This window comes from Kribbella sp. NPDC055071 (genome assembly GCF_053608045.1).
On record NZ_JBSGUS010000003.1, the window covers coordinates 345,183 to 363,473 of the forward strand.

Here is an 18,291-nt window from a genome sequence, read left to right on the forward strand (position 1 = left end):
GGTCTGGCCGATGTCACCTCGATGTCACCTCAGTGCCCGCTTTGTCACATGCCTGAAACAAATCGACCGATCGGCTGAAACCGCGCGCCGACACGGTGTCCCTGTGGCTGCGCGCGGGCTCCCCGGCGTTGTGGAGTTCTCCCGATTGAGGACGCCGGCCACCCCGTTCGATGGAAGGGATGACGTTGATGGAGATCAACGCCGGCGATACCGCCTGGGTCTTGGCCAGTGCCGCCCTGGTGATGCTGATGACACCGGGACTGGCTTTCTTCTACGGCGGCATGGTGCGCATGAAGAGCGTGCTGAACATGATGATGATGAGCTTCATCACCATCGCCGTCGTCACGATTCTGTGGGTGGTGGTCGGCTACTCCTTGACGTTCGCCGGCGACACCGGCCACGTGATCGGTGACTTCTCCGAGGTGGGCCTGAAGGGCCTGCTCGCACCGGAGGCGGTGAGCGGGACGACGCCCACGCTCGCTTTCGTCGCCTTCCAGTTGATGTTCGCGATCATCACCCCCGCGCTGATCTCGGGTGCGATCGCCGACCGGGCCACGTTCCGCGGCTGGATCGCGTTCGTGGTCGGCTGGACCCTGCTGGTGTACTTCCCGGTCGCGCACTCGGTCTGGTTCCTCGACGACGGCAACGGCGGCTGGATCGGCGACAAGCTGAAGGCAGTCGACTTCGCCGGCGGTACGGCGGTCCACCTGAACGCCGGCGCCGCCGCGCTCGCACTGGCGATCGTGCTCGGCAAGCGCGTCGGCTGGAAGCGGGACCCGATGCGGCCGCACAGCCTGCCGCTGGTCCTGCTCGGCGCCGGACTGCTGTGGTTCGGCTGGTTCGGGTTCAACGCGGGCTCCGCGCTGAGCGCCGGCACCACCGCCGCCGTCACCTTCGTGAACACGCAGGCCGCCACCGCCGCGGCCGTGATCGGCTGGCTGATCGTCGAGCGGATCGTGCACGGCAAGGCCACCACGCTCGGACTCGCGTCCGGTGCGGTCGCCGGTCTGGTCGCGATCACCCCGTCCTGTGGCGCGGTCTCGCCGATCGGTGCTCTCATCCTCGGCCTGGCGGCCGGCGCCATCTGCTGCGGCGCGGTGTCGCTGAAGTACCGGCTGGGCTTCGACGACTCGCTCGACGTGGTCGGCGTGCACTTCGTCGGCGGCCTGTTCGGCTCGCTGGCGATCGGCCTGCTCGGTACGGCGGCGGCCCCGTCGGCCGTGGACGGCCTGTTCTACGGTGGTGGCGTCACGCAACTGGGCCGGCAGGCGCTGGCCAACGTGGTCGTCGGTCTGTACTCCTTCACCGTCGCGTTCATCCTGGGCAAGGTCATCGACAAGACGATCGGCTTCCGGCTCAAGGAGGACGACGAGGTCACCGGTGTCGACCAGGTCGAGCACGCGGAGACGGCGTACGACTACCTCGGTTCGGCCGGTCTGCGCGGCGCGCTGTCCCGCCCGGCTCCGGCCGAGACGGAGAATGGCACCACTGAGGCCTCGGAGAAGGAAGGTGTCAAGGCATGAAGCTGATCACCGCGGTGGTCAAGCCGCACAAGCTGGAGGACGTCCGGGCCGCACTGGAGACGTTCGGCGTCACCGGCATGACGGTCACCGAGGCGAGCGGTTACGGCCGGCAGAAGGGCCACACCGAGGTCTATCGCGGCGCGGAGTACGAGGTGGACCTGGTTCCGAAGGTCCGGCTCGAGGTCGTCGTGGAGGACGGTGACGGCGCGGACGTGGTGGACGTGATCGTCAAGGCCGCGCAGACCGGCAAGATCGGTGACGGCAAGGTCTGGGTGACACCGGTCGAGAGCATCGTCCGGGTGCGGACCGGAGAACTGGACGGAGACGCCCTCTAGATGGTCGATCGGGCAGCACAGCGGCGCGCGCGTGCCGAGGAGGCCGACGCGCTGCTGTACCTGCTCCTCTCCAAGGCCTGTGACGCCCTCGGTGTACCCACCGAGGGCGTCGCGCTGGTCGCGGTCGGCGGCTACGGCCGGGAGGAGCTGTCGCCGTACAGCGATCTCGACGTGATGCTCGTGCACGCCGAGGGGTACCCACGGGTGGACGAGCTTGCAGCACAGATCTGGTATCCGCTGTGGGACTCGCGGACCAAGCTGGATCACAGCGTCCGGACGCTGGCCGAGGCGCGCCAAGCCGCAGCCGACGACGTCCGGGTGGCCCTTGGGTTGCTGGACGCGCGTCACGTGGCCGGCGACTCCAATCTGACCTTGCAACTGCGGTCCGTGCTGATGGCGGACTGGCGTCGTACCGCGCGCTCTCGGCTACCTGGATTGGCCCAGGCGTGCCGGGACCGCGCTTCGAGCGTGGGAGAGCTCGCGCACCTGGCCGAGCCGGATTTGAAGGAGGCGTACGGCGGTCTGCGGGACGCCGTCGTACTGCGTGCGTTGGTGGCGTCGTGGTTGATCGACGTACCGCATCCGGTGCTGGAGCGGGCACGGCTCGATCTGCTGAACGTGCGGGACGAGTTGCACACGGTCGCGGGTCGCTCTACGGACAGACTGGTCGCCGACGTTGCCGGTGAGGTCGCTGCGGGTCTCGGGTTCTCCGGTCGGGAGGAGTTGCTGCGGCACGTGTACTCGACCGGCCGGACGCTGGCGCATCTGTCCGATGTGTCCTGGCGGCGGGTGGAGAGCCTGATGAACAAGCCGCCGCGGTCGAGGCGGCGGGGGCAGCGGACCGGTGGGCCGACGCTGGTAGCCCTCGACGAGGGCGTCGGTCAGCACGAGGGTGAGGTCGTGCTGATGCCCGACGCTCGCCCCGAGCGGGACGCCGTGCTCGGACTGCGTGCTGCCGCGGTCGCTGCGGATCGTGAGCTCGTTCTCTCGCCTGCAGTGTGTGCGCGGCTGGCTTCTTCGGCCGCAGACCTGCCTCAGCCCTGGCCGGGTGAGGCCCTGCGGTTGCTGTGCGCCCTGCTGGGTGCGGGCAACGGACTGCTTGAAGTGTGGGAGGCGTTGGACCAGGCCGGCTACATCACCCGGATCCTGCCCGAGTGGGACACAGTGCGGTTCCGGCCGCCGCAGTCCGCGATTCATCGCTTCACCGTTGACCGGCACTTGCTGGAGACGTGTGTCGAGGCTTCGAAGATGGTGCGCGACGTACGGCGGCCTGACCTGCTGCTGGTCGCCGCACTGGTGCACGATCTCGGCAAGGCGGTTCCCGGCGACCACAGTGTCACCGGTGCGGTCATCGCTGGGACCGTCGCTCGGCGGATCGGATTCTCCGCCGCGGATGCGGAGATCATCACGCGGTTGGTCCGGCAGCACCTCATGCTTGCGCAGGTCGCCACTCGGCGCGATCTGGACGACCCGATGACGGTCGACCTGGTGGTGGGGATCGTCCGGGACACGGAGACGCTGGACCTGCTGGAGGCGCTCACGTACGCCGATGCGCGGGCGGCCGGTCCGGCGGCGTCATCGCCGTGGCGGATGCGGCTGGTGGGTGAGTTGTGTCGGCGCGTCCGTGGCGAGCTCTCCGGGGGCGGCGAGGGGATGTGGACCGACGCCCCGCCGATTCCTGTGCCTGTGCTGCATCAGGTGGTGGGCGTTGGCCGGCTAGGCCTGACGGTGACCGACCATCACGGTGATCTCCGGATCAACGTCGCCGTACCGGACCAAGTGGGCACGTTCTCGACGGTTGCCGCCGTGCTGGCGGTGGAGCGACTCGCAGTGCGGGCTGCCGTGCTCACATCCGTTGATGGATTGGGGATTTCGCAGTGGACCGTGGCTGGATCGCCACCCGACCCAATCCGGCTGCGTGACCGCCTGGCCGTCGCGCTGCGCGATCCCGCTGACCTGGTACGACGCTTGGCCGCGCGTGACTCGTCCGCAGCACGCGGCCGAGTCGCCAGCCGGGTGGATCTGTTGCCGGAGGCGTCCGAAACGGCCACGGTGCTGCAAGTGCGTGCGCATGACCGGCCAGGACTGCTGTACGACGTCACTGCGGCCATAGCCTCTACCGGCGCGGATGTCCGGTCCGCACACGTCAGCACGCTGGGCGCCGAGTGCGTCGACGTCTTCTACCTGACGGATCGCCATGGCTCGCCCCTCGAAGAAGAGGACGCGCGCACAACGGCCAAATCGGTCCTGGATCGGTTGGCCTAGTCTCAACACCGTGCTGCTCATTGGGTCTCTCCAGCGTCAGGCCGTCCGGTGCGAGAACCTTGGGTCCCCGATGTACGCCGAGCTCCTCCGGCGACTCGTGGACAACTACGAGGTCGGCGGAGTGGCCACCGAGGTACTCGCGGGATACGAGGACCCACCACCGGGGTCCGTGATCGGGTTGCGGCTGCTGGGCGCCGTCCACGGCTTGGTGCTGGCGGGGCAGGTGCCCGAGCTTGCGCAGTTCTATCCGAGTGTCGGTGGGGAGTGGGACCCTGTGCTCGGGTGGGAGGCGTTCGAGCAGGTGCTGCAGTCCCGGTCTGCCGAGGTGCGGGCCCTGCTGACCCAGCCACCGCAGACCAACGAGGTGCGGCGGTCAGCCGCGCTCTACGGCGGTTTGCTGCAGCTGGTGCAGGACGTGTCGCTGCCGGTGCGGTTGTTCGAGATCGGCGCGAGCGCTGGGCTGAACCTCCGGGCGGATCACTTCCGGTATGTCGCGGATGGTGAGTCGTACGGCGCTGCCGACAGCCCGGTGGTCATCGAGGACGCGTGGTCGGGGCGCAAGCTGGAGCCGGTCGCCCTCCGGGTCGCAGAGCGGGTCGGGTCCGATATTGCGCCGGTGAACCCGCTGTCCACGGAGGGCGCTCGCACGTTGACGTCGTACGTGTGGGCCGACATGTCCGAGCGGCTGGAACGGCTACGGGCTGCTGTGGAGGTCGCGCGGCAGGTGCCGGCGGACGTACACCGTGAGGACGCGGTCTCCTTCGTGCGCGGGCTGGAGCTCTCGCAGGGACACGTGACCGTGTTGTGGCACTCGATCATGTGGCAGTACCTGACTGTCGACGACCGCGCGGCCGTGGATGAGCGGATGGCCGAGCTGGGGGAGCAGGCCGACGAGTCGACGCCGTTGGCGCGGCTGAGGTTCGAGCCGACGGCTGAGCCGCCGCACGAGTTCCTGGTCGAGTTGGAGACCTGGCCGGGCGGCGTACGCCGAGTGCTCGGGCGGATCGAGCCCCACGGCCAGAACCTGGTCTGGGCCTCGTCAGTTGAGTGATGCGACCAGGGTGTCGGTGAGCTCGGCCGCGTAGACGCCGTCGGGGTCGAGATCGGGATCAAAGATGCCAATGTCGATCCCGACGCAGGTCGGTGCCGCGAGCAACGGACGGAGAAGGGCCCGAAGTTGGGCGTGGTCGATCCCGCCCGGGTCGGGGCTGTCGACCGCGGGCATGATCGCGGCGTCGAGGATGTCGACGTCGAGGTGCACCCAGAACTCGGTCTCGTGCAGGTGATCGAGCACGCCGTCGGCTGCCTTCGCCGGATCCGCGGCGACGTCCGTCGCGGGCCAGACCGGGATCCCGGCCGTCCGGACGTCCGCGACGTACTCGTCGTCCGCTCTGATCCCCAGCAGCGCCGCGTCGCTGTCTCGGACGTACGGCCCGCGGCCTTCGAGGTCGGTGAGATCGGGCTGGCCGCGCCCGGTCACCAGCGCGAGTGCCTCGCCGCCCGCTGCTCCTACGTACGGCGCGTTGTCGACAGTGCGGAAGTCCGAGTGGCCGTCGAGATACACGACGCCGTACCGTCCGAGCCGCTTCAACGCCAACGCCGGCCCGAGCAGGTTGCTGCACTCTCCACCCAGCAGCACGACGAACTTCCCGGCGCCGATCAGCTCCCCGATCCGATCCGCGAGCTTCACCGAGTACGACGCCATCGCGGCCGCGTTGAACACCCCGTCCCCAGGCTTCCATCCGGCCCGGTCGTACCGAGGCGGCGTCACGCACCCCGCGTCCTCGGCGCCGATCCGCCCCACGAAGCCCAGATCCCGCAGCGCACCCGCCAACTTGTAACACCCTGGCACGGCGCCCTCGACCGGCGGTCGTAACCCCAAGTTGGAAGGCCCATCCAGCACTACGCGGCGCTTGCCCACGCCCCACCCCTAACCACTAGATCGGAATCTATTGGTTAGATCCTCCTGGCCGCCCCGACCACTGTCAAACACCACGCGGCCGATTGGCTGGATGCGTGGTGTGTGCCGTCTTCCCGGGTGCACGTCCCGCCCCGGCATCGCGGCGACGAGATCCGTCGCCCAGCACGGGCGGCGACTCGACGGCACCTGCGGCCGATGGTTGGGCTCCGAGGAACCGCGTCCCGGGGTTCTCCTGAGCTGTGGACGGAGCGGGACGCTGATTCCCGTCCGGGCGAACCTCTCGCTCCGCACCTTCGCTCTCGAACGGCGTGCGCGCGTCACGCTGGTAGTGCCGACGGATCTGGTCGACCTTCGCGTTCACCCCGCTCCGGATCTCGTCCCCGACGCGCTGACCGACCTCGCTCGGCTGCTCGACCAACCAAGGCCATGCCTCGTGAATCATCGGCTGCTGAATCGCCGCCAGTGCCGCCTGCTGATGGTCCTGATGATGCGGAACGACGTCCCACAAACGGTTCTGAACGACGCCGTGCGCCAGGCGATCGAAGTGGGCCGAGACCGGACCCTGGTTGAGCTCGTTGACGAGCGACACCCGATCCCGTCGTACGCCGGAGGCCTGTTCCACCAGACTGGCGGCAGCTTTGTAGGCGCCTTCGTAGCGCTCCGGCGGCAGTTGGAGCTCGCGGTACCCGGCCTGCCGGGTGAAGAGCTTGAAGTCGTCGCGCGTGCGAAGCTCCGCGATGCCGGCATGCAGGCTGAGCGAATGGTCGGACCGTACGGCGTTGCGCGCGGCCGGATCGTCCATCGCGATACTCGCCCGGGTCGACGCGTGCAGAACGCTCGCCAGTGCCTGCGACTGGGCCGCGGACGCCTGCGGAATCGTCTCGCGGGTCAGATAGGGCAGGACAGTGGTGTCGGAGAGTTGGATCGCGCCCGTGCGTGGGTCGAAGCCACCCCACGCGTTCTCGGCAGAGCTGGTGTAGAGATCGCCGTTCCACCGGTCGGGACCGGTTGGGCGCAGGCTCCGCGCCAACCGATGCAGGCGCGCGAACTCGCCGTACGTCGGGGAGTCGCGGGGGACCAAGTCGTTCACGAGCTAGCCGTCACCTTCGCTGGAGTCCACCGGCCAGTCCGAGTCGCGCAGCTCCTGCTCGAGATGTTCCAGGGTCATGGTCATCGCGCGGATGTGCGGCGCCTCGTCCTGGTCGGCTCGATCCGCGACGGCCCAGATCCGCCGGCGGGCGTCGGCGAGGGCGGAGATCCGCTCGGACCGTGAGCCGGTCATCCGGTACGCATCGGCGTGGATGCGGCCGGCTTCGTCGTACAAGGCGCTCCATTGCCGCTCGGGCTCGGCTGGCTCGGCCAGCTCCTCGATCAGGGCCGTGGTCCAGGTCCGGTCGTGCTCGGACGCGTCGGCAGGCACGAGCGCGCGCAGAGCGTCCTGCACCCCGGTCAGGTCAGCTCCGGGGTCGCGCCGTACGGCGTCTTGCGCCCGCAGGTACGCCTGGTTGAACTGTCCGACGTCCAACGCCATGGGTCCTCCCGATCTCGTCCGGCACTGGTCGCAACGCTAGCGGCAAAACGCGCCACGGGGTTCGAGTTATCCACAGCGGGGTCCGGGTGGCAGCGGACGGTAGACTCGGGGAGTTCATGGCTTCTGAGGGAATGGGCTGTTTCTCGTGTTCGACACGCTTTCCGATCGGCTGTCCAGTGCGTTCAAGGGGTTGCGGGGCAAGGGCAAGCTGACCGATGCCGACATCGACGCGACCACCCGGGAGATCCGGATCGCGTTGCTGGAGGCCGATGTCGCCCTGCCGGTGGTGCGCGAGTTCATCAAGTCGGTCCGCGAGCGGGCCGGCGGCGCCGAGGTCCGGGGCGGGCTGAATCCGGCCCAGCAGGTCATCAAGATCGTCAACGAGGAGCTCGTCACCATCCTCGGCGGCGAGACCCGCGAGCTACGGATCGCCAAGCGCCCGCCGACGGTGATCATGCTCGCCGGTCTGCAGGGTGCTGGTAAGACCACCCTGGCCGGGAAGCTGGCCAAGTGGCTGAAGGACACCAAGCACCAGACCCCGATGCTGGTCGCCGCCGACCTCCAGCGGCCGAACGCGGTGACCCAGCTCCAGGTCGTCGGAGAGCGCGCCGGCGTGCCGGTCTTCGCGCCCGAGCCGGGCAACGGCGTCGGCGATCCGGTCGACGTCGCCCGCAAGGCGATGGACGAGGCGCGGTCCAAGCAGTACAGCGTGGTCATCGTCGACACGGCCGGCCGGCTGGGCGTCGACGAGGTGCTGATGAAGCAGGCCGCCGACATCCGTGACGCGGTCAACCCGGACGAGACGCTGTTCGTGGTCGACGCGATGATCGGTCAGGACGCGGTCAACACCGCGCAGGCGTTCCTCGACGGTGTCGGCTTCGACGGCGTCGTACTGACCAAGCTCGACGGTGACGCCCGCGGTGGCGCCGCCCTGTCGGTCGCGCAGGTCACCGGCCGCCAGGTGATGTTCGCCAGCAACGGCGAGAAGCTCGAGGACTTCGACGTCTTCCACCCCGACCGGATGGCGTCGCGCATCCTCGGCATGGGCGACGTGATGAGCCTGATCGAGAGCGCCGAGCGCTCCTTCGACGCGGAGGAGGCCGCCAAGACCGCGGCCAAGCTGCAGAAGAAGGGTGGCAAGGACTTCACCCTGGACGACTTCCTCGCCCAGATGCAGTCGGTGCGCAAGATGGGCCCGCTGACCAAGATCTTCGGCATGCTGCCCGGTGCGAACCAGTTCAAGGACCAGCTGGAGAACTTCGACGAGCGCGAGATCGACCGGATCGAGGCGGTCATCCACTCGATGACGCCGGCCGAGCGGGCCGATCCGCACATCCTCAACGGCTCCCGCCGGGCCCGGATCGCGAAGGGTTCCGGGACCGAGGTCTCGACCGTGAGCGGTCTGGTCGACCGGTTCTTCGAGGCCCGGAAGATGATGTCCGCGATGGCGTCCGGCAAGGGCATGCCGGGGATGCCCGGTATGCCGGGGATGCCCGGCGCCGGTGCGGGCGGCGCGCGGAAGGCCAAGCAGCAGGCGAAGAAGGGGAAGAAGCGCGGCTCGGGCAACCCGGCCAAGCGGGCGAACCAGGGCAGCCCCGAGTCGGAGGCGCCGCTGCCGGGCCAGCTCCCGGCCGCGTTCGGCGGTGGGCAGGGTGGCGACTTCGAGCTTCCGGACGACCTGAAGAAGATGCTCGGCGGCGGCAAGTAGACCCGGCTGCCCGTTCGGGCAGCACGCCTCGTGAACCCGCAGTGACAGGGGAGTGGATTGCCCCTTAGGTACCTGGTGACTGCATGAAGTGGCGCACCGTTATCGGTTGCCCACGACCTCGTCGCGGCTAAGATCGTCCGTACGCCCGGAACACACACTGCGGAATGCGTCGAAGGACGGTTCGGATGAGGCAGCAGTTCAAGAACCTGGACACGTGGCGGGGCAAGCTGACCGCCACCTGGGTCTGCTTGGCGCCTCCCACCGCGATGGTCGCCGTTTTCGTGGTCGGCGGCGTCACGTCCAACACGTTCATCGTCGACGCGCACGCGCTGGCCGCTCCACGCCAGGACGCAGTGTTCGACGACCTGGCGAACAACGTCCCGTCCGAGCCGGGTGTCGACGGCAGTCTGCCGTCGCAGGGCAAGTCCACCGTCCAGGTGCCGATCACCGGTACGACGGACGGCACTGTGCAGCCCATCCCCGGTATCACCGGTGACGCGTCCGGCATCCCCGGCACGGTGCTTGCGGCGTACCAGAAGGCGGCCAACGACCTCGCGGCCTCGATGCCGGGCTGCCATCTGACCTGGCCGTTGCTCGCCGGTATCGGCAAGGTCGAGTCCGCGCACGCCAGCGGCGGCAAGGTCGACGCGAACGGGAACACCCGCGGCCACATCCTCGGCCCGGTGCTCGACGGATCCGCGGGCATGGCAGCGATCGCCGACACCGACCACGGCGTGTACGACGGGAACACCAGCTGGGACCGTGCCGTCGGGCCGATGCAGTTCATCCCGGGCACCTGGACGTCGTTCGGTGCGGATGGCAACGGTGACGGCGTCAAGGACCCGCACAACGTGTTCGACGCGGCCAGGGCGGCGGGGGACTACCTCTGCGCCGGCGGGTCGAACCTGGGTGACGCGCAAGGCCTGGTCCAGGCGGTGCTGCGCTACAACCACTCGATGGACTACGTGTCGACCGTGCTGCGGTGGATGCAGTCCTACAGCAAGCAGACGGTGACGATTCCGGACACCACGGGCACGATCACCAACCCGACCGATGCGGGCAACGTCGACAACCCGACCGACCCGACCCGCGAGGCTACGACTCCCACGCCGACGCCGACGCCGACGGTCCTGCCGACCACCCCGGTCCCGACGACGTCCACGCCGACGCCGAGCAAGCCTGGTACGTCGACGCCGGTCACGACGATGCCGACCCTGCCCACGACGAAGCCGACGCGTCCGCACCAGACGCCGACCCCGACTCCGCCGTACACGCCGCCGCCGTCGACCCACCCGACGACCCCGCCCACCACTCCGCCGACCAACTCGCCGGGGACGCCGGAGCCGCCGACCTGTACGCCGACGCCCACCCCGACCCCCACGCCTGCTCCGACGGACACGCCGGCCACGACGCCGGTTGCCCCGGCGGGCGGCACTACAGCCGACGCGGCTGCGGACGACCCCACCACGCCGACCTGTGACACGCCGACGCCGCCCAAGTCGGCCAACGGCCCGGAGCAGGCACCGCAGCCCGGCAACTGAACCAGCAGCCCGGTACCTGAACGAACTGTCGCAACTGCGTTTCAGCCTCGGGTAACGGGGCAGGCTACCCGCGTCCTCGCGCCTTCTCCTGCGCCGATTTACGCCTGATGGGTGCCCGTTTTCAGTGGTGTTGGCGGGTCAGGTAACTTTGCGTCGTCTTGATGTAACTTTCTGGCGTATGGATCGTTGAGGGGACTATGCGCCTAACCCGTAGTGGTAACCGTCGGGTCAAAATAATCATCGCTTCACTGTGCACAGCCCCGCTCCTGGTCGGGGCCGTCGTGACAGTCGCGGCGGGTGGGACCGGTGCCTCCGGTCAACTCGCGGCGGACAGCCCGGTCGCTCCATCGCCTGGAGCCGGGCTGAACAGCGGTGAGTTCGACGAACTGACGATGATCGTGCCGCAGCGTCCAGGGGTGGACGGCCGGCTCGGATCTGACAAGCCCGCTCGCGCCGACGTGCCCGTCCAGGGTGCGACCGACGGAAGGTCCGTCGTGCGGCCCGGGCGCGCGGGGGCCGTCAACGGCATCCCGCGCGGAGTCTTTCCCGCCTACCGCCGCGCCACCGCGAATCTCGCCGTCGTCCGGCCGAACTGTGGACTGACCTGGCCCCTGCTGGCCGGGATCGGCAAGGTCGAGTCCGACCACGCCAGCGGCGGCCGGGTCGACGTGGCCGGCACCACCCGCGGCAAGATCCTCGGCCCGGTGCTGAACGGCCGCGGCGGCAACGGCCGCATCACCGACACCGACAAGGGGCGGTACGACACCGACCTGACCTGGGACCGTGCGGTCGGTCCGATGCAGATCATCCCGCAGGTGTGGGACGAGTTCGGGGCCGACGGCAACGGCGACGGCTACCGCAATCCGAACAACGTGTACGACGCGGTCACCACGGTCGCCGTGGTCCTGTGCGCCGAGGGCGACAACCTGAAGCAGCCGCGCGACCTGGTCGAGTCCCTGCTGCGGTACCAGCACTCCAAGGACTTCGTCGCCACCGTGCTCAAGTGGATGCGGGTCTACAGCAAGAACGCTGTCCTGATTCCGAACGAGAAGGGCAACCTGTCGATCCCGCGGTCGATCGGCAACGCCGAGCGCAAGGTTGATCCGCGCGCGGTGCCGACCATCCCGGACGACCCGGCCACGCCGCCGGTTCAGGCGGTCACCACGCCGGTGCCGTCGAGCCGGCCGACGACTCCGAGCGGTGCGGTGACGCTGCCGGATCCGATCGACACCCCGCCGGGGACCGATCCGACGCACCGGCCGCCGACGCGTCCGACCCAACGGCCGACGACCACGCCGACCAAGACCCCCACGCCGACGCCGACTCCGACGCCCACTCCGACCCCGACGCCGACGCCGACGGAGACTCCGAGCGGCACACCGTGCCCCAGCAACGACCCGGGCACACCGACGTGCACTCCAGGCGGCGGCTCACACGGCTAACCCGCTCCACCGTTCACCCCGTCTGACTCCCTCCCGATTTGCCTGGTAGACCAGGCAAATCGGGGGTTTGTGACCCGTAACCAGGGTGAGTAACCCCCGATTTCCTGGGTGGCCCAGCCAAATTCGTGGGTCAGCCAGGCAACTGCGGTGGGGGGTGGGACAGGGCGCGGTTCGAGGAGGAGCGCGACCGTGGGGCGGGATACGGTCGGGGGTATGAGCGCTTCCGGTGTACTCAGGCTGGTGGGGACGGTGTTGCCGGGTGGGGAGCGGCACGAGGTCTATCTCAGTGGTGGGTTGGTCGTCGACCGGCCCACCACTGGTGAGGTCAGCACCGTGCATACCGGGGGCTGGATCGTGCCTGGCCTGGTGGATGCGCACTGCCACATCGGGGTCGACGATCACGGTGCCGTTGACGTGGAGACGCAGGAGGAGCAGGCGATCGCCGACCGTGAGGCCGGCGCGCTGCTGGTCCGCGACGCCGGTTCGGCCGCGGACACGCGCTGGATCGACGACCGCGAGGATCTCCCGAAGATCATCCGGGCCGGCCGGCACATCGCCCGTTCGAAGCGGTACATCCGCAACTACGGTTGGGAGATCGAGCCCGACGAGCTGGTCGCGTACGTCGACCAGGAGGCGCGCCGTGGTGATGGCTGGGTCAAGCTGGTCGGGGACTGGATCGACCGCGACGCCGGCGACCTGACCCCGTGCTGGCCGGCCGAGGCGCTGAGCGCGGCGATCGCCCGCGCCCACGAGCTCGGCGCCCGGGTCACCGCCCATGTCTTCGGCGAGCACGCGCTTCCGGACCTGCTTGCCGCCGGCATCGACTGCATCGAGCACGCCACCGGCGTCCTCCCGGACATGCTCGACCACATGGCCGAGCACGGGGTGGCCGTCGTACCGACCATCATCCAGCTCGAGAACTTCCCGCAGTACGCCGAACAGGCCGCCGCCAAGTTCCCGAAGTACTCGGCACACATGCTCGACCTCTATGCCCGTCGGCTGGACCGACTGCGTGACGCGTACGACGCCGGCGTACCCGTGTATGCCGGCACCGACGCGGGCGGGGTGCTCGGGCACGGCCTGGTGGCGCAGGAGATCCAGGCCCTGACCGGGATCGGGATGTCCGGGGAGGAAGCTCTCAAGGCCGGCTCGTGGGGTGCGCGCGAGTGGCTCGGCGCTCCCAGTGAACTGCGGCCGGGCGATCCGGCCGACCTGGTCGTGTACGACGAGGACCCGCGCGCGAATCTCGCCGTACTGACGCACCCGCGCCTGATCGCACTGCGTGGTCGCGTCGTTTTCGCACGGTGACGGGAAAAAATTCACTCAAAAACTGGCATGACCGGAAGATCTTGCCTTACCGTGACGCTCGGGACCACCGACGCCCCTCGGTGGACCGCATCCGAAAGGATCCGTCATGGGTAGAACCGCCCGCATACCCACGCTGTCCGCGTTCCTGATCGCCGGCGCCCTCGCGTTCACCGCGCTGCCGAGCACCGCGGCCGAGCCGTCCCAGCCCGCCGGTCGGCCGGATCTCGCGTCCGCGTTCCAGACCGCCGCCGCGAAGTACGACGTACCGCGTGAAGTGCTCGTCGGCATCGGGTTCGCCGAGTCGCATCTCGAGGGTCACAACGGCGAGCCGAGCCAGGCCAACGGCTACGGCGTCATGCACCTGGTCAGCAACAACCAGAACGCAACGTTGTCAGAGGCAACCAAACTGACCGGCCTGCCGATCGCACAACTCTCGAAGGACAACGCGTCGAACATCCTCGGCGCCGCGGCCGTCCTGGACGCGTACGCCGACGCCGCCAGGCTGACCGACCGATCCGACCTCGCTAAGTGGTACGGCGTCGTCGCGAAGTACTCGCACTCCGCCGACGCCCCGACCGCTCGCCTGTACACCGACGAGGTCTACCGGATCATCGGTACCGGAGTCCGTGCCGCCGGCGTCCTTACGGCGCCGAAGGCGGTCGTGCCGGAGCGCGGCGCCTACGCCAAGGTCGCCCCGCTCGGCACCCGGACGCCGTCCTCCGTCGCGGCGGTCGACTACCCGGGCGCGATCTGGAACCCGGCCTGTACCTGCAATTACCGCGTCGGCCGCACCAAGGCGATCACGACGATCGTCATCCACGTGACCCAAGGCTCGTACGCCGGCACGATCAGCTGGTTCAAGGACCCGGCCGCGCAGGTCAGCGCGCACTACGTGATCCGCTCCAGCGACGGCCAGGTCACGCAGATGGTGGCCGAGAAGGACACCGCCTGGCACGTCGGAACCGAGAACGGCTACACGATCGGCATCGAGCACGAGGGCTTCGTCGACCAGCCGTCCTGGTTCACCGACGCGATGTACCGCTCGTCGGCCGCGCTGACCCGCAACATCGCCGACCGCCGCGGTATCCCGAAGGACCGGGCCCACATCAAGGGCCACGTCGAGATGCCGAACCAGACTCACACCGACCCAGGTCCGAACTGGAACTGGGACTACTACATGCAGATGGTCAACGGCGGCGACCCGAACCCGCCGGAGTACAACTTCACCACCTACGGCAGCGGAGTCCGGGTCCGCTCGGCGCCGAAGCTGACCGCGTCGATCATCACCGAGCTGCCCGGCCCCACGCAGGTGTTCGTCACCTGCCAGGTCCAGGGCGACCCCGTGACCGCCGAAGGCACGACCAACAACTGGTGGTCGAAGCTGCGCGACCAGGGCGGCTACATGACCAACATCTACATCGACAATCCGAACGCCAAGCTCCCCGGCGTCCCCGAATGCACCTGACTACAGGCGAGCTCTTCGTCATGCAATAGCACGCTAGGTACGCCGGACGCTCGGTACGATCCAGTGGGCACCCCAGCGAAGAGTAGAGCCTGCTGTACCGACTCAGGCGTCCTGCGACCGGAGGATTGAGGCATGTTGACCAAGATCCTGTCCCGGGGTGGACCAGCCGGCGGATACCTGTTCATTCGCTACTTCAAGTCGGTAGTGCTGCTCGCGGCGCTACCGGTCAGCCTGATCTTCGCCTGGCTGATCCCGGGCGCCACGGCCGGCCTGGTTCGGCTGGCGAACAGCGAGCGTTACCGGGCGGCGAAGTACCTCGGCATACCGCAAGCGGAACCGCTGCCGCCCGCCACGCCGCGCAGGCCGGGCGACGTCGTCACGTTGGTTCGGGACAAGTCGTTCACGCGCAGCCTGTGGTGTCTGCTCGGTCCGCTCGTGATGATCCCCGAGCTGGCGATCGCGGTGGTCTCCGTCGTCGCGATTCCGGCCGCGCTGCTCAGCATGGTGTTGTGGCCGCTCCAGCCGGGTGAGTTCTCGCTGGTGGGTTTCAGCGTCAACAGCTGGTTCGACGCGTTCACACTCGGTCCGCTACAGATTCTGATCGGTCTGGTCTGCCTGGGCTGGGTAGCTCCGGCGGCAGCCCGTGGGCACGCAAAGGCCGTGCTCAAGCTGCTCGCGCCGAGTCAAGCGCAGCTGGAGACGGTCCGGCTCGAGGAGCGGGTCGAGGAGCTCACGAAGAGCCGGGCCGGTGCGGTGGACTCCCACGGCGCAGAGTTACGCCGGATCGAACGCGACCTGCACGACGGGACGCAGGCGCAGCTGGTCTCGCTGGCGATGCGGATCGGCGTTGCCAAGCAGACCATGGCGACGGATCCGGAGAAGGCAGCCAAACTGCTGGATGACGCCCGGGACGGTGCAGAGCAGGCAATGAGCGAGCTTCGCGGCGTGCTGCGGACCATGTACCCACCGATCCTGGCTGACCGCGGTCTGGCCGGTGCGGTCTCCGCACTCGCCGCCCGCTGCCCGCTGCCGGTGGACCTGCGCTTGGGCGAGCTCGGGCAGGTCCCGGCCGCTGTCGAGGCCGCTGCGTACTTCGTTGTCGCGGAGTCGCTCACCAACATCACCAAGCACTCCGCCGCCGGCACGGTCCAGCTACAGCTGGAACGGCGTGGACCGGAGCTCTACCTGGCCGTCACCGACGACGGGATCGGCGGAGCGCGCATCAACGAGGACTCCGATCTGCTGGGCCGGGGGAGTGGACTGCGAGGCGTGCTCAACCGGGTGCAGGCGATCGACGGTCACCTGGAGCTGCAGAGCCCGATCGGCGGACCGACCACCGTCGAGGTGATCCTTCCGTGCGGGTGATGATCCTCGAGGACAACCCGATCCTCGCCGAAGGCCTGAGCCTGCTGCTGAACAACTCCGGCTTCGAGGTCGCCGCGGTGGCCACCGACGCGGACGAGTTCGCCCAGGCGATGGCGGCGTACGAGGTGGACATCGCGGTGGTCGACGTACGGCTCCCGCCGACCTTCACCGACGAGGGCTTGCGCGCCGCGATCGAGGCTCGCCGGATCCGGCCCGGGCTTCCGGTGCTCGTGTTCTCGCAGTACGTCGAGGAGGTCTACGCGGCCGAGCTGCTCGCGGCGGGCAGTGAAGGCGTCGGATACCTGCTGAAGGACCGGGTGTCCCGGGTCGACGAGTTCCTCGAGGCGGTACGGCGAGTTGCCGGCGGCGGGACCGTGCTCGACCCGGAGGTCGTCAGCCAGCTGATGGTCAAGCGCAGCAGCCCGCTGGACCGGCTGACACCCCGTGAACGCGAGGTGCTCGCACTGATGGCCGAAGGCCTGGGCAACACCTCGATCGCCGACAAACTGGTGATCTCCGAAGGCGCAGTGCACAAGCACGTCGGCAACGTCTTCCTCAAGCTCGACCTGCCCCCGACCGATTCCGGTCACCGCCGGGTGCTCGCCGTACTCGCGCACCTTGGTCTGTGAGCCCTTGACGGCTCTGACAACGTAGGCCACCCTCTCATGTTGAGAGCGCTCTCACCCACCGAACCGCCCCTAGGTGAAGGAGAGTCCCCATGAAAGTCCTACTAGCCGCCGTGCTTGCGGTGAGTGCGGTGTCCGTCCCCAGTCAGGCCATAGCGACGCAGCCACCGCCGAAGCCGATCACAGTCCCCGGCCAGGCCACTGCGATGCAGCGAGACTTCGGTCTGACCGAGCAGCAGATGCGGGAACGCCTCACGGCCGAGACGTCGGCCGCCAAGCTCCTGCCTGCCGCTCAGAAAGCAGCCGGCGTTGACTTCGGCGGCGCATGGCTCGACCCGACCAGCCACGAGCTGGTGATCGGACTGGTCGGCACCGGCCACGCGGCCGCCGTACGGGCGACTGGCGCTCAGACCACCGCCGTACCCGAGCCGGCTGCCGCACTGGACAAGCGCAAGGCAGCGGTCGACAAGCTGGCCGGCAAGTCCGTACCGGATGCGGTCAGCGGCTGGTCTGCCGATCCCCGCACGGGCAGCGTCGTGATCAATGTCCAAGCAGGTAAGCGATCCCAGGCCGTCGACGCGTTCGTGGCCAAGGTCGCCAAGGCCGGTGCGGTGACGGTTCGAGAGGTCACGGCACAGGCGCCGCGGACGTTCGCGGCCGGCACCGTTGGCGGCGACCCGTACTACGTCGACAACATCCGCTGCTCGATCGGCTTCTCCGTGTACGGCGGTTATGTCACCGCCGGGCACTGCGGCCGGAGCGGACTGGTGCGTGGCTGGGACGGTTCGGACCAGGGCTGGTTCCAGGGCTGGTCGTTCCCCGGTAACGACTACGCCTGGGTCTCGGTCGGTTATGGCTGGTGGACCGTTCCCGTCGTACTCGGGTGGGGTCAGGTCAGCGACTCACTGGTCCGCGGCTCGTGGGAGGCGCCGATCGGCTCGTCGGTCTGCCGCAGTGGCTCGACGTCGCACTGGCACTGCGGCACGATCCTGGCCAAGAACGAGACCGTGAACTACGGCAACGGCGCACTGTTCTACGGCGCGACCAAGACCAACGTCTGCGCCGAGGGTGGCGATTCCGGTGGGTCGTTCATCACCGGTGACCAGGCGCAGGGCGTCACGTCCGGCGGCTGGGGCAACTGCAGCAGCGGCGGGGAGACGTGGTTCCAGCCGGTCAACGAGATCCTGCAGGCGTACGGCCTGACCCTGCAGACCGCCTAACGAAGAGATGTCCCGGATCCCCCGCGCAACAAGGGATCCGG

The 18,291-nt window shown here is 68.7% G+C and carries 15 protein-coding genes; 12 read left to right on the plus strand and 3 right to left on the minus strand.

Annotated features, from left to right (window positions below; translation table 11 throughout):
* The first annotated feature begins 179 nt into the window (after positions 1-179).
* Genes ACWF4Z_RS08310 through ACWF4Z_RS08325 form a run of 4 tightly spaced genes read left to right on the plus strand, consistent with a single transcriptional unit; the run spans position 180 to position 5,174 of the window.
* Positions 180-1,523 (plus strand): ammonium transporter, encoded by a 1,344-nt coding sequence (locus ACWF4Z_RS08310; protein WP_452242274.1) that lies wholly within the window; start codon positions 180-182, stop codon positions 1,521-1,523.
* Positions 1,520-1,858 carry a P-II family nitrogen regulator gene (locus ACWF4Z_RS08315; RefSeq protein ID WP_130387643.1) on the plus strand — a complete coding sequence of 113 codons (339 nt, stop codon included), beginning with the start codon at positions 1,520-1,522 and terminating at the stop codon, positions 1,856-1,858. The genes ACWF4Z_RS08310 and ACWF4Z_RS08315 overlap by 4 nt, the downstream gene beginning before the upstream one ends.
* A complete protein-coding gene (locus ACWF4Z_RS08320; RefSeq protein ID WP_452242275.1) occupies positions 1,859-4,123 on the plus strand; it encodes a [protein-PII] uridylyltransferase in 2,265 nt (754 codons plus the stop codon).
* A 10-nt stretch (positions 4,124-4,133) separates the two neighbouring features.
* Positions 4,134-5,174 carry a DUF2332 domain-containing protein gene (locus tag ACWF4Z_RS08325; protein WP_452242276.1) on the plus strand — a complete coding sequence of 347 codons (1,041 nt, stop codon included), beginning with the start codon at positions 4,134-4,136 and terminating at the stop codon, positions 5,172-5,174.
* Here ACWF4Z_RS08325 and ACWF4Z_RS08330 read toward each other — a convergent pair.
* The 3 genes from ACWF4Z_RS08330 to ACWF4Z_RS08340 form a co-directional block, all read right to left on the minus strand.
* On the minus strand, positions 5,163-5,957 hold the full coding sequence (locus ACWF4Z_RS08330) for an arginase family protein (RefSeq protein ID WP_452242277.1): 795 nt from the start codon (positions 5,955-5,957) through the stop codon (positions 5,163-5,165). The genes ACWF4Z_RS08325 and ACWF4Z_RS08330 overlap by 12 nt on opposite strands.
* A 151-nt stretch (positions 5,958-6,108) precedes the next feature.
* The gene (locus tag ACWF4Z_RS08335; protein WP_452242278.1) at positions 6,109-7,134 is read right to left on the minus strand and encodes a hypothetical protein; all 1,026 of its coding nucleotides are present in this window, start codon (positions 7,132-7,134) and stop codon (positions 6,109-6,111) included.
* Between the two features lie 3 nt (positions 7,135-7,137).
* Complete coding sequence (locus ACWF4Z_RS08340; RefSeq protein ID WP_452242279.1) at positions 7,138-7,575, minus strand: hypothetical protein; 438 nt, start codon at positions 7,573-7,575, stop codon at positions 7,138-7,140.
* Between the two features lie 145 nt (positions 7,576-7,720).
* Between ACWF4Z_RS08340 and ffh the strand changes: the two genes are divergently transcribed.
* The 8 genes from ffh (at position 7,721) to ACWF4Z_RS08380 (ending at position 18,250) form a co-directional block, all read left to right on the plus strand.
* Positions 7,721-9,283: a signal recognition particle protein gene (gene ffh, locus ACWF4Z_RS08345; RefSeq protein WP_452242280.1), complete on the plus strand. Its 1,563-nt coding sequence runs from the start codon at positions 7,721-7,723 to the stop codon at positions 9,281-9,283.
* Positions 9,284-9,468: 185 nt separating this feature from the next.
* A complete protein-coding gene (locus ACWF4Z_RS08350; RefSeq protein WP_452242281.1) occupies positions 9,469-10,824 on the plus strand; it encodes a lytic transglycosylase domain-containing protein in 1,356 nt (451 codons plus the stop codon).
* Between the two features lie 281 nt (positions 10,825-11,105).
* The gene (locus tag ACWF4Z_RS08355; RefSeq protein WP_452242282.1) at positions 11,106-12,266 is read left to right on the plus strand and encodes a lytic transglycosylase domain-containing protein; all 1,161 of its coding nucleotides are present in this window, start codon (positions 11,106-11,108) and stop codon (positions 12,264-12,266) included.
* 213 nt (positions 12,267-12,479) lie between these two features.
* Entirely contained in the window at positions 12,480-13,574 is a 1,095-nt protein-coding gene (locus ACWF4Z_RS08360; protein ID WP_452242283.1) for an amidohydrolase family protein, read from the plus strand.
* Between the two features lie 106 nt (positions 13,575-13,680).
* Entirely contained in the window at positions 13,681-15,039 is a 1,359-nt protein-coding gene (locus tag ACWF4Z_RS08365) for an N-acetylmuramoyl-L-alanine amidase (protein WP_452242284.1), read from the plus strand.
* Between the two features lie 132 nt (positions 15,040-15,171).
* On the plus strand, positions 15,172-16,404 hold the full coding sequence (locus ACWF4Z_RS08370; RefSeq protein WP_452242285.1) for a histidine kinase: 1,233 nt from the start codon (positions 15,172-15,174) through the stop codon (positions 16,402-16,404).
* A complete protein-coding gene (locus tag ACWF4Z_RS08375; protein ID WP_452242286.1) occupies positions 16,395-17,033 on the plus strand; it encodes a LuxR C-terminal-related transcriptional regulator in 639 nt (212 codons plus the stop codon). Before ACWF4Z_RS08370 ends, ACWF4Z_RS08375 begins: the two co-directional genes overlap by 10 nt.
* Positions 17,034-17,122: 89 nt before the next feature.
* Positions 17,123-18,250, plus strand: a complete 1,128-nt coding sequence (locus ACWF4Z_RS08380) for a S1 family peptidase (protein WP_452242287.1) — start codon at positions 17,123-17,125, stop codon at positions 18,248-18,250.
* Positions 18,251-18,291 lie beyond the last annotated feature (41 nt).